At 35.1% G+C, this 13,727-nt stretch carries 10 protein-coding genes; 9 read left to right on the forward strand and 1 reads right to left on the reverse strand.

The window, feature by feature from the left end:
* The first annotated feature begins 15 nt into the window (after positions 1-15).
* Positions 16-1,200: an MFS transporter gene (locus tag ACWV26_RS05045; RefSeq protein ID WP_455897281.1), complete on the forward strand. Its 1,185-nt coding sequence runs from the start codon at positions 16-18 to the stop codon at positions 1,198-1,200.
* 87 nt (positions 1,201-1,287) lie between these two features.
* On the opposite strand, the gene gntK is transcribed toward ACWV26_RS05045, so the two are convergent.
* Positions 1,288-2,832 carry a gluconokinase gene (gntK, locus tag ACWV26_RS05050; protein WP_455897282.1) on the reverse strand — a complete coding sequence of 515 codons (1,545 nt, stop codon included), beginning with the start codon at positions 2,830-2,832 and terminating at the stop codon, positions 1,288-1,290.
* A 338-nt stretch (positions 2,833-3,170) separates the two neighbouring features.
* Between gntK and mutS the strand changes: the two genes are divergently transcribed.
* The 8 genes from mutS (at position 3,171) to ACWV26_RS05090 (ending at position 13,708) form a co-directional block, all read left to right on the forward strand.
* Positions 3,171-5,837, forward strand: a complete 2,667-nt coding sequence (gene mutS, locus ACWV26_RS05055) for a DNA mismatch repair protein MutS (RefSeq protein ID WP_455897283.1) — start codon at positions 3,171-3,173, stop codon at positions 5,835-5,837.
* A 266-nt stretch (positions 5,838-6,103) separates the two neighbouring features.
* Positions 6,104-8,032, forward strand: a complete 1,929-nt coding sequence (gene mutL / locus ACWV26_RS05060; RefSeq protein WP_455897284.1) for a DNA mismatch repair endonuclease MutL — start codon at positions 6,104-6,106, stop codon at positions 8,030-8,032.
* A gap of 30 nt (positions 8,033-8,062) precedes the next feature.
* Entirely contained in the window at positions 8,063-9,718 is a 1,656-nt protein-coding gene (locus ACWV26_RS05065) for a glycerol-3-phosphate dehydrogenase/oxidase (RefSeq protein WP_455897285.1), read from the forward strand.
* A complete protein-coding gene (locus ACWV26_RS05070; RefSeq protein ID WP_455897286.1) occupies positions 9,711-10,634 on the forward strand; it encodes an alpha/beta fold hydrolase in 924 nt (307 codons plus the stop codon). The genes ACWV26_RS05065 and ACWV26_RS05070 overlap by 8 nt, the downstream gene beginning before the upstream one ends.
* Entirely contained in the window at positions 10,631-11,548 is a 918-nt protein-coding gene (gene miaA, locus ACWV26_RS05075; RefSeq protein WP_455897287.1) for a tRNA (adenosine(37)-N6)-dimethylallyltransferase MiaA, read from the forward strand. The genes ACWV26_RS05070 and miaA overlap by 4 nt, the downstream gene beginning before the upstream one ends.
* Positions 11,549-11,608: 60 nt before the next feature.
* Positions 11,609-11,836, forward strand: a complete 228-nt coding sequence (hfq, locus tag ACWV26_RS05080; protein WP_455897288.1) for an RNA chaperone Hfq — start codon at positions 11,609-11,611, stop codon at positions 11,834-11,836.
* Between the two features lie 162 nt (positions 11,837-11,998).
* Entirely contained in the window at positions 11,999-12,298 is a 300-nt protein-coding gene (locus tag ACWV26_RS05085; protein ID WP_455897289.1) for a rhodanese-like domain-containing protein, read from the forward strand.
* Positions 12,299-12,448: 150 nt separating this feature from the next.
* On the forward strand, positions 12,449-13,708 hold the full coding sequence (locus ACWV26_RS05090) for a methionine gamma-lyase family protein (RefSeq protein ID WP_455897290.1): 1,260 nt from the start codon (positions 12,449-12,451) through the stop codon (positions 13,706-13,708).
* The last annotated feature ends 19 nt before the right edge of the window (positions 13,709-13,727 follow it).

Genomic DNA, 13,727 nt, shown 5'->3' on the forward strand with positions numbered 1-13,727 from the left:
CAAGGTGGGTTTTATTTGAACAAAACAAAAGAAAAATTATGGTCAAGCCAATATATTTTAACAATTACCTTGACGTTTTTATTTTTTCTTGGAATGCAATCTCTGCTAGGGGGATTTCCTGTTTATATAACGAAGATAACAAGTAACCCTACAAACGGCGGATTAATGACTACGGCTTTTATGATGGCAGCAGTTTTTTCACGACCTTTTGTAGGAATACTATTAGAAAAAATATCGATGAAAAAGTTACTTTGGATTACAATCATTACGGCATTTATCGCGATTAGTTGTTGTTTCTTTACAACTTCCATATGGTTTTTTCTCATATTACGAGTTATTCAAGGAATTTCTTTTGGGTTCGCTTCAACAATATTTGCAACATTTACCACAAATAATATTCCTCAAGCACGTTTAGGAGAAGGAATTGGTTTTTTTGGAATGGCAACTAGTATAGGAACTACGTTAGGCCCTATGATAGCAATAAATATATTAAATTCTTTCCCCTTCAAACTCCTATTAACATTTTCCATAAGCATCATGGTAATGATTTTCATAGCAAGTTTTTGGATTGCTCAAAAAAGACCGTCTCCTTCTAAGAATAGGGATAAAGAAAAGCTTTCTATCATTAATTCTGCTTTTGATAAAAGAGCGTTTATTCCTTGCTTTTTAGTTATGGTTTTTTATCTCACATTTGCTGGGATTGTTAACTTTTTAGATGGTTTAGGCAAAACTGTAGGAATTGGACCGAAAAGTTCTTTATTCTTTGGCGTTTTAGTAATAATGCTTGTATTGACACGTCCTTTTTCTGGACGTATTTATGATTCAAAAGGTCATCAATACTTACTATATCCATCAGCAATTTTCTGTATCATAGGGCTGGTTTTATTAGCAAATATGAAGTCTGTTTCCGGGTTAATTATTGCTGCAGTTTTTTATGGAGTTGCATATGGTGTAATGCAACCAACATTTCAGGCATGGGCTGTAAGTCAAGTGGATATTAACAAACAGGCGACTGCCAATGCTATGGCACTTAGTTTTATGGATTTAGGACAGGCATTAGGAGCTGTAATGCTTGGAGTTGTTGCAGGGCAAATGGGTTATAGCGATATGTATTATGTTACAGCTTTTCTTGCAGTTTGTATTTTATTGATTTATAGCTTCACAGAAATGCGTAAAAAAAGAATCATTTTACATTCCTAAATTATCAAAATAAATAAGCCATAGGGTCTAATTTATGACCCTATGGCTTTATTGTGTTCTATTATTTTACATGTAAATGGAGTTAAATTATTTAACCCATTTTTCTTGGAATTTTGTAATGTCATGATATTCTTGTTCAAGTATTCGTGAAATTCGGATGAAAATAGGGATTAATTCTACATAAACCTCAACATTTTCTGGAATTGGGTTATGAACATGAGTAGATCCAACCCATTCAGAAACAATAGAAAAGTCATCGATTTCACCTAATGCATACATGCCGAGCACAATTGCTCCTAAACAAGAACTTTCAAAACTTTCAGGAACAGACACTTCTTGATCAAAAATGTCTGCCATCATTTGACGCCAAAGATCCGATCTTGCAAAACCACCTGTTGCTTGAATTTTATTTGGAATACCGATTACTTCTTGTAAGGCGATAAAGACAGTATATAAATTGAAAATGACGCCCTCTAATACAGCACGAATCATGTGTTCTTTTTTGTGATGTAACCCTAAGCCAAAAAATGAACCTCGCGCGTTTGCATTCCAGAGTGGTGCGCGTTCTCCAGCTAAATACGGATGGAATATCAAACCATCAGATCCTGGTTTTACATTTGAAGCAATTTTAGTTAATACATCATATGGATCAATTCCTAAGCGTTTTGCCGTTTCAACTTCACTCGCTGCTAATTCATCACGTACCCATCTAAAGGTCATTCCACCATTATTGACAGGCCCTCCAACTACCCAATGCTTATCTGTTAAAACATAACAGAAAATTCGCCCCTTAGGATCTGTAACGGGGTGATCTGTAACAGTTCGAATAGCTCCACTTGTACCGATTGTTATGGCTACTACACCTGGATCGATTGCGTTGACACCAAGATTGGAAAGTACACCATCATTTGCACCAATGACGAATGGAATATGTGAAGGAATACCAATTTCTTCTGAGATGCTTTGTTTTAAACCTTCTAAATGATAAGTGGTAGGAACCAATTCGGATAATTGCTCAGCGGTAATACCAGCAACTTCTAAAGCATCTTCATCCCATTCACAATTTGCAAGATTGAACATACCTGTTGCAGATGCAATAGAATGATCTACGATGTAGCGGCCGAAAAAGTTATGGAATACATACTCTTTCATACTGATAAATTTATAAGTTTGATTGAAGATTTCTGACTTTTCGTGTCGTAACCAAGTAATTTTACATAATGGGGACATGGGATGAATAGGTGTTCCAGTACGTCTATAGATTTCATGACCGTTTAGTTCTTTCTTGATTTTATCTGCCCATTCTGTAGCACGGGTATCCGCCCATGTGATACAGTTCGTTAAGGGTTTGCCGTTTTTATCAATAGCAATTACACTATGCATTGCAGCACTAAAAGACACAAGTTTTAAATCATTTGGATCAATATCGCTTTTTTGCATGGCTACTCGAATTGCTTCTTTAACAGCAACTAAAATTTCCTCTGGATTCTGTTCAGCAACACTAGGAATAGGACTATATAATGGATAACCAGCATGGTGCATGCTAATAACTTGTCCATTTCCACCAAATAATACAGCTTTTGTATTAGTTGTTCCTATATCAACGCCTAGATAATAAGACATTTTTGACATTGCAAATTAATCTCCTTTATATAACACATCAATAGTAAATAAAATTTTTTTCTACACTAATAATATTAACAGAAAAAATATTTCGTGCATTATCTATTTTAATGGACTAATAGAATTATGAAAAGGATTACATTGAAAATATTATTTTTTAGAATTGATTTTTTGGGTATTTGAATTCGACTTCATTTTTCTGTTTTCCTTATATTCTGTGCAATTACTCAAAAATAAATCAAAATTAGCAAGTATTGATACTTTTTCGTAAATTAGTATGAAACGATTTTTCGACATTGTTTTGTTATAATAAAGATAAGATATCGCGACACAGGAGAGGTAATAAAATGGCTTACACACCAATGATTCAACAATATTTACAAGTAAAAGCAGAATATCAAGATGCTTTTTTATTTTTCCGTTTAGGGGATTTTTATGAAATGTTCTTTGATGATGCTTTAAAAGCATCACAAATATTAGAAATAACATTAACTAGCAGAGATGCTGGGATGAAAGAGCGTATTCCAATGTGTGGCGTACCACATCATTCTGCACAAAACTATATTGAAACACTTGTTCAAAAAGGATATAAAGTAGCAATTTGCGAGCAAACTGAAGATCCCAAAGTTGCTAAAGGTGTCGTTAAACGTGAAGTCATTCAACTAATTACACCCGGAACTATTTTGGAAGGTAAATCAATTGAAGGAAAATCCAATCATTTCATTGCTGCAAGCACAAAACTTACAGACTCGAAGTTTGCCTTTAGTTATTTAGATTTATCTACTGGAGAGTCAACTACGACATTTGTTGTTGGTGACAATAAGGATTTAATTCAACAGTTACAAGCATTCGATATTCGCGAAATTGTTGTAAAAGATGATCTATATTCAGAATTACATGAGCTTGCTCAAAATTATTCAATTGTATTGTCACTTGAAAATGAGGGAATGGCAGAAGAGAGCTCGAATTATTTGGTAGAAGTGCCAGGAGAATTACATGAGGCTTGTCGTATTTTATTACATTATATTGAACGGACTCAAATGCGTTCATTATCTCATATTCAACCATTTACTTATCATGAAATTAAAAACTATTTGAACATTGATACCAATTCAAAGCGAAATTTAGAGCTTATTCAATCGCTGCGAGGCGGAGACCAAAAAGGAACATTATTATGGCTTCTAGATGAAACGGCTACAGCGATGGGTGGCCGTAAATTAAAACAATGGATTCATCAACCTTTAGCGAGCAGAAAATCAATTGAGAAAAGATTAAGTATCGTAACAGATTTATTAGAAGATTATTTTGTACGAGCTGAACTACAAGAGCTATTAAAAAAAGTTTATGATTTAGAGCGGTTAGCAGGACGTGTCGCATTTGGAAATGTTGGTGGTCGAGATCTTGCACAATTACGAGAATCCTTAAGACAAGTACCTGACATCAAAGCTCAACTAATCAATTCAGGAAAAGAGCATTTAATACCTCTTGGTGAAGCACTTGATTTATGTGCAGATGTGGAAAGTTATTTAAGCGATGCGATAACAGATCATCCTCCAATTTCTATTAAAGAAGGCGATGTTATTCGTGAAGGATTTAATGAAAAGCTAGATCAATTACGCTATGCATCTCGAAACGGAAAAGATTGGATTGCACAACTAGAACAAAAAGAGCGAGAAGTTACAGGAATTAAAAATTTGAAAATCGGTTATAATCGAATCTTTGGTTATTATATCGAAGTGACTAAATCGAATATTCAATCGGTAGACCTTACGCGATATGAACGTAAGCAAACATTAGCAAATGCAGAACGTTATATTACTGAAGAGTTAAAAGAAAAAGAAGCAATTATTCTGAACGCTGAGGAAGAAAGTTTAGAACTTGAATATCAATTATTTACAGAAATCAGAGAGCATTTAAAACAATTTATTCCTAGAGTACAAGCTTTAGCTTCTGACATTAGTGAACTAGACGTTTTCACAAGTTTTGCAGTAGTGACAGAAAAATATCACTTTATTAAACCAACTTTCCATGAGGGGCGTTCTCTTAAAATAGTGAATGGTCGTCATCCAGTAGTTGAAAAAATGATGAATAAGCAATTGTATGTACCAAATGATTGTATTTTAGATACAAATCAAAACATGATGCTGATTACAGGGCCTAATATGTCTGGTAAAAGTACGTATATGAGACAAGTAGCATTAATCACTGTCATGGCTCAAATGGGTTGTTATGTTCCAGCAGATGAAGCTGAGCTTCCAATTACTGATCAAATTTTCACTCGCATTGGAGCAGCGGATGATTTAGCAGGTGGTCAAAGTACTTTTATGGTCGAGATGTTAGAATCTCAGCATGCTATTACTAATGCTACTGCTAATAGCTTATTGTTATTCGATGAAATTGGTCGGGGAACTTCAACATATGATGGGATGGCTTTAGCCCAATCAATGATGGAATATATCCATAATACAATTGGAGCTAATACATTATTTTCTACACATTACCATGAACTTACGATTTTAGAAAATGAATTGGAGCGTCTGCAAAATGTTCATGTATCGGCAACTGAACAAGATGGTAAAGTGGTCTTCTTGCACAAGGTTAAAAAAGGACCTGCAGACAAAAGTTATGGAATTCATGTAGCAGAATTAGCGGAACTTCCAAAGCCAATCATTGAACGAGCACGAGTTTTACTTACTGAATTTGAAGCAAACGATATTGAGCCGACATTACGACAAAAAACAAATGTAACAACTGAAGTTCCTATTGAACAATCACCGGTTGAAGAATTTCCGCAAATGGTAACTACTGTTCAAGAAGAGCCTACAACTCAACTTTCTTTATTTGAAGAGGAAGGGTCTGTTGCAAAAGAAGTAGTTGAGCCAAATATCTCACCAATTGAAAAAGAAGTACTAGAAAAGTTGAAAACACTAAATGTATCTGGAACAACACCAATGGATGCATTACAACTTGTTTATTCATTGCAACAAACATTATCCCGCATTAACGGGCAGTAAGAGTCAACTGCAAGGCTTTAGAACATTCAAAGAAACAGCGGTTGGGATAACTGAACTTAAAAGCTCGATTGGTGAGATATAGTGAAACTTACCGATTCGATAGCAGAGGTTTAGTGGAACCAATCGACAGTACGAACGGGACTAACAATCAGAGGTGCCAATTAAAAACGCCACGACAATCGCAACGTTGGCACTAGTACATCCTGTACGTCGGAAAATGTCACTGATTGAAGTTCACTTTATTAACAAAATAGGAGGTGCCTTAAATGGGGCATATTCATATAATGGATGAATTTTTATCCAATAAAATTGCTGCAGGAGAAGTGGTGGAACGCCCTTCCTCTGTAGTAAAAGAATTAGTTGAAAATGCCATTGATGCAGGCAGTACCTCAATTGAAGTGGTATTAGAAGAAGCAGGGATGACATCCATCCAAATTATTGATAATGGATGTGGAATGGATGAAGAGGATGCGCTGATATCATTCCAAAGACATGCTACAAGTAAAATTAATAATGAGCACGACTTATTCCGTATTCGCACCCTTGGATTCCGAGGCGAAGCATTAGCAAGTATCGCCTCTGTATCGAAAGTGGATTTAATCACTTCTAATGGTGAAAGTGGAATCGAAGTGCACCTTGAGGGGGGGCATGTCACTGAAAAGAAACCAGGTTCTCTTCGTAAAGGTACGGATATTACAGTTTCTCAGTTGTTTTTCAATACACCAGCACGCTTGAAGTATATGAAAACAATTCAAACAGAACTTGGTCATACAATTGACTTGATGAATCGACTTGCATTATGTTATCCGAATATAGCTTTTAAATTGACACACCATGATCATGAATTACTTCAAACCAATGGTCGAGGAGATTTACGTCAAGTGCTTGCAGCAATATATGGAGTGGCAAATGCCAAGAAAATGGTTCATTTTGAAGGCGAGTCAAAAGACTATAAGATATCAGGATATGCTACAATACCGGAAATCACGAGAGCTTCCAAAAATTACATTTCCATATTTGTAAATGGTCGCTGGGTACGACACTATACAATTCAAAAAGCGATAATTGATGCATATCATACATTCTTACCAATAGGAAGATTTCCAATATCAGTAATTCATGTAGAAGGCGATCCATTCTTGACTGATGTAAATGTGCATCCAGCGAAGCAACAAATTCGCCTTAGCAAAGAGGACGATTTAATGAAATTAATCGAAGAATCTTTGCATAAAGCAATTCGTAATTCGATGCAAGCACCAGAAATTGCACAGAAAAAGAAAAAAACACCGCCATCATCGGAACAAATTAATTTTTGGAAAACCATTAATTACAACACAACTAATATGCCACAATTCAATGAAAAACCTAAAATGGAAGAAAAACCCAGCAATGTTGATGCAAATACGATAGATGAAGAAGTTTCCCAACGGTTTAAAGATCAATTATTACAAGAAGAGCCGGTGCCTTCGAAGGGATTTGCAGTAGGAGAGAATTGGGAATCCATCAAACAATCACAAGTATTGAATTCGCAAAAAACAATTGAAGAGGATATTTGGGAAGATGAAGAGGACGTTCAAGAAGAAATTGTACCAACAGAAACACCGCAAGAACCATTTCCAGAGTTGGAAGTAGTTGGACAAATTCATGGCACATATATTGTTGCACAAAGTGCAGATGGTTTTTATTTGATTGACCAACATGCAGCGCAAGAACGTATAAAATATGAATACTTTAAAGACAAAGTAGGAGAAGTAGATGCTTCGGAACGTCAATCATTATTATTTCCTCTAACATTCCACTATTCTGCAGACGAAGCGTTACAATTACGAGAAAATGCTCAAGCTTTAGAAGAAGTAGGTGTATTTCTTGAAGAATTTGGTCAAAATTCTTTTGTTATACGTGAATATCCAACGTGGTTTCCAAAGGATTTTGAAAATGAAATTATTGAAGAATTAATTGAACAGGTATTAAAAGAACGTAAAACGGATATAAAGAAGTTACGTGAATCAGCGGCCATCATGATGAGTTGTAAACGATCCATAAAAGCAAATCACTATTTAGATCAATCCCAAATGGAACAATTATTAAAAGATTTAAAAACAAGAGTTAACCCATTTACTTGTCCACATGGTAGGCCGGTAATAGTTCATTTTAGAACATATGAAATCGAGAAAATGTTTAAGCGTGTTATGTAATGTAGTCACTTTCACGAATGGAGGATTTATATGTTTTCAAGTACTAAAAGAGAGCAAGTAATCGATACTTTAAATCAATATTCATTTGATGTATTAGTTGTAGGTGGGGGGATTACAGGTGCCGGTATTGCTTTAGATGCTGTATCTAGGGGGTTATCCGTAGCATTAGTGGAAATGCAAGACTTCGCCAGTGGAACATCAAGTCGCTCCACTAAATTAGTACATGGGGGATTACGATACTTAAAGCAACTTCAACTTGATGTCGTAAAAGAAACAGGTAGTGAAAGGGAAATCGTGTATGAAAACGGTGTGCATATAACTAAACCAGAATGGATGTTACTCCCTATTTATAAAGGTGGTGCATTAGGTTCTTTTACAACATCGCTCGGATTAAAAGTTTATGACAAATTAGCTCATGTAAAAAAATCAGAGAGACGATTTATGTTAAATAGAGAAGAGACAATAAAAAAAGAACCGTTACTTAAGACCGATGATCTTAAAAGTAGTGGCTATTATGTTGAGTACAGGACAGATGATGCACGTTTAACAGTAGAAGTAATAAAGAAAGCTGTCGAATTAGGAGCAATATGTTTAAACTATGCGAAAGTAGAAGAGTTTGAATATGAAGGTAAGAAGATTGTAGGTGCTATTGTCCGTGACCAAATTACCCAAAAAAAGTGGTTCTTACAAGCAACAACAGTAGTAAATGCAACTGGTCCTTGGGTTGACCAATTACGGCAAAAAGACAAAATATCAAATAATAAGAAATTAAGATTAACAAAAGGTGTTCATATTGTGATCGACCAATCACGATTCCCTTTAAAACAATCAATCTATTTTGATACCAAGGATAATCGTATGGTATTTGCGATTCCTCGAGATGGCAAAACATATGTTGGAACGACTGATACTTTTTATGATGCAGACCCGCAAAAACCATTTGCAAAAGATGAAGATATAGACTATTTAATTGAAGCAATCCATTTTATGTTTCCGAACATTAAAGTTTCACGTGAAAACGTTGAATCTTGCTGGGCAGGTCTACGTCCACTTATTTTTGAAGAGGGAAAAGACCCTTCGGAAATTTCAAGAAAGGACGAAATATGGCAATCAAAAACAGGATTATTAACAATTGCAGGTGGTAAATTAACCGGATATCGTAAAATGGCTGAGAACGTTGTAGATCAAATTATCTCACAACAAAAGTTTAAAAAGGCTGGTCCATGTATCACTGCCTCTTTATCATTATCTGGAGCAAAAGACTTAAATCCACAAAACTTCGAATCGTATCTACAGTACAAAGCAAAAGAAGGTACTACCTATGGTCTAACGAGGGATGAAGCATATCAATTAGTACATCTTTATGGTACAAATATTGATGATGTCTATCGTATTATTTCAACATTGGATTTGCGAGAAAATCAACAATTACCTCTAGCATTACATGCACAGTTACTTTATGCTATTCAATACGAAATGGCCTATACTCCATCAGATTTCTTTGTCCGACGCTCTTCCAAAATGTTCTTTGATATTGATAGCGTAAAAAAATACAAAGATAAAGTAGTTCAATATATGAGTGATTATTTGCAATACACATATGTAGAAAAACAACAATATCAAAATGAACTAGAAGAACTTATTTATGATGCTTCACGCTTTTATAAGGAGGAAGTAAGTGAATAGAGAATATCTGACGTTAGCCACAGGTGATGGCTACAAGCTTTCTGTTACGGTATTTGAACCATCGAAAAATCCTATAGGACATATTCATATTTTACATGGTATGGCAGAACATCAAGAACGTTATTTTACTTTTGCAGAAAGCTTACGACATGTTGGGTACTTGGTGTCAATGCATGATCATAGAGGACATGGCCGAACTGCTAAACTTAACCATTCGACAAAAGGGTATTTCGGTGAACATCACGGTTTTGATAAAGTGGTAGATGATGTTAAGCAAGTAACAAATTATGTACGCCAAAATCGTCAATTATCACCAATGATTTTATTCGGTCATAGTTTGGGGTCTTTTATTGCAAGAAGATACAGTGAATTATATAGTATCGAATTAGGTAAGGTAATTTATTGTGGAACAGGATCTACTAGCTTAGCACATGTTGCTGGCTTGAATTTAGCTAAAATACTTGTAAAATTGGAAGGCAAGGAGAAAAAAAGTAACATTCTCAATATACTTACTTTTGGGCGTTTTAATCATAAAATCGAAAAACCAAAAACTAAATTTGATTGGCTCACTTCTGATGCAAAAGAAGTCCAAAAATACTTAGATGATGATGAATGCGGTTTTATTTCAACCAATCAGCTTTATGTAGATTTTTTACAAGGTATTATAAATTTATCGAAGTCTAAACAAGTGAATAAAATTCGTAAAGATTTGCCAATCTTATTGATCAGTGGTTCAGATGACCCAGTTGGAAGTTATACAAAAGGAATTTGGAAAGTCGCAAATCAGTTCCAAAAATATGGTTTTCATGATGTAACGGTACAGATTTTTTACGGTATGCGACATGAAATTTTAAACGAAATCAAGAAAGAGCAAGTGTTTCAAACGATAATAAAATGGTTGGAGAAAGAAGAATGACACAACAAGAATTAGATGTGATTGCAATAGTTGGACCTACAGCTGTAGGAAAAACTGCACTAAGTATAGAGCTTGCTAAGACGATGAATGGTGAAATTATTAATGGCGATTCTATGCAAGTGTATAAAGAGTTGAATATTGGTACAGCAAAAATTACACCAGAAGAAATGGAAGGAATTCCCCACCACTTACTAGATATAAAAGAACCGACAGAATCTTTCTCAGTTGCGGATTATCAACAATTAGTTCGTGCCAAAATTGCAGAAATTAAGGATAAGGGAAAACTACCCATTATAGTGGGAGGAACGGGTCTTTACATTCAAGCAGTATTATATGATTTTCGTTTTACTGAAGAGAAGATTGATGAAGGTATACGCCAAGCCTATTATAAAGAATTGGCTGAGATAGGTCCTGAAGCTATGCACGCTAAACTTGCAAATGTTGACCCGAAAACTGCTGCTAATATACACCCGAATAATACTAGACGCGTTATTCGTGCATTAGAAATGGCAGAACATAGTGATATTTACAAATCGGACGATTCTCAACATCTCGGGGATACACCACTCTATCATCATAGAATAATCGGGTTAAATATGGATCGGGATATGCTTTATAAACGAATTAACCTACGTGTTGATTTAATGATTGAAAAAGGATTATTAGAAGAAGTAAAGGGTTTATACGATAAAGGAATCCGAGATGTTCAATCCATTAAAGCTATAGGATACAAAGAGCTGTATTCGTACTTCGATGGTCTTCTAACTTTGGATGAAGCAATCGATGAGTTGAAGCAAAATTCTCGGCGTTATGCGAAACGCCAGCTTACTTATTTCCGAAACAAAATGAAAATTGAATGGTTTGATGCACAATTGGGTATAGTAAAAATAATTGATAAAATTTTACAAAATTAAAGGAAATGCGCTAGATAAATCGAATATACAATACTATTAAAGAGGTTAAGGGGGATCTTCATGAAATCAATGAATTTACAAGATACTTATTTAAACCAATTACGAAAGAATGGTATTTTCGTTACCGTATTTTTATTAAATGGCTATCAATTAAAAGGGACTATTCGTTCATATGATAATTTTACTGTGCTACTCGAAGTAGAAGGTAAGCAACATATGATTTACAAACATGCTATATCCACGTTCTGCCCTTCAAAATCGGTAGATATACAACAAGAAGTCGAGTAAAACCGAAAATATTTTCTAATCTTGTCGTATTACCAAAAATGAGTTGATTCTATTTTGATTAATGTAGAATCAACTCATTTTTGGGTTGATATTAAAAAAGTAGCCCATTTTCAAAATCAACTATATACTATGTAATAGATAGAGAAGATGGAGGAAACAAAAATGAAAACAATTACACCCGAAGAAGTATTAAACAAATTAGATGCAAACGAAGATTTACATATTGTTGATGTCCGTGAAGACGCAGAAGTAGCAAATGGAATTATTCCAGGAGCAATTCATATACCACTAGGACAGATTCCTGAGAGAATTGCTGAATTAGATAAGGAAACTCCATATATTTTCGTATGTCATGCAGGTGGTAGAAGCTTTAGTGCATGCTCATACTTAGATGGTCTAGGCTATGATGTGACAAATATGGAAGGTGGCATGAGTGCTTGGGAAGGCGAATTACAATTCTAATTCCAAGTCAAACATGCAAAAAAGACGATTCCAATAGTGAATCGTCTTTTTTGCATGGAATTGCTTGTAAAAAAATATCGAATAGTTGACGAATAAGAAAGAATTGATAAGATTAAAATTGGTTTTAATTTAGAAATGGAGTCGATAGAAATGGCATATATGTCCAACTTAACAGAAGAAACATTGGCCTTAGCCAAAAAAATAGAGGGAAAAGTGAAGCCTTATTTTGAAAGAGCAGATGAAATGGCGTTTTACAACCAACAAAAAGTACTTTCAGCCTTTCGAAATAACCATGTAAGTGAAAGTCACTTTTATCCATCTACGGGTTATGGTTATGATGATGAAGGGCGAGATAATTTAGAACGTGTATATGCCGAAACATTTGGTGCAGAAGCAGCAATTGTACGTCCACAAATCATTTCGGGAACACATGCAATTACAATCAGTCTTTTCGGTGTTTTACGACCGGGAGATGAACTCATGTATATAACAGGACGACCATATGATACACTTCAGTCAATTGTTGACGGTGGTGATCGAGATACAGGTTCTTTAAAAGATTTTAATATTGGCTACCAACATATTGATTTACTAAATGATCAATATATTGATTGGGATTCTGTGAAAGATAAAGTTTCAGAAAAAACAAAAGTGATTGCGATACAACGATCAAAGGGATATGCCACTAGACCATCGTTTACAATAGAGCAAATCGCAGAAATGATAAAAAATATCCGTGCAATAAAAGAAGATGCCATTATTTTTGTAGACAATTGCTACGGTGAATTTGTTGATGCAGTGGAGCCGACAGAATTAGGTGCCGATTTAATGGCAGGTTCATTAATTAAAAACCCTGGTGGAGGTCTTGCAAAAGTAGGAGGGTATATTGCCGGAAAAGCAAAATATGTTGAGCAATGTGCATACCGTATGACATCTCCGGGGATTGGTGCAGAAGCTGGCCCATCTCTAAGTGCACTGCCAGATATGTATCAAGGATTCTTCTTATCACCACATGTTGTTGCTCAAGCTTTGAAAGGTGCAATTTTCACAGCAGCAATTTTAGAAGAAGTAGGGATGACACCATCGCCACGATATGATGCAAAGCGAACAGATCTGATTCAATCAGTATCTTTTAAAACGCCTGAACAAATGATTCAATTCTGCCAGTCAATCCAATTGAATTCACCTGTAAATGCTCACTTTGCACCACAACCTGCACCGATGCCAGGTTATGAAGATAACGTGATTATGGCTGCAGGAACATTTGTACAAGGTGCAAGTATAGAATTGTCTGCGGATGGCCCTATTCGTCCTCCGTATACCGCTTATGTACAAGGTGGATTAACATATGAACATGTGAAGTATGCAATACTAAATGCTGTTCAGAATTTACAAAAAAATTCTATTTAATTATTTAAAAAGAAATAAA

It is taken from the genome of Rummeliibacillus sp. JY-2-4R, from assembly GCF_053847205.1.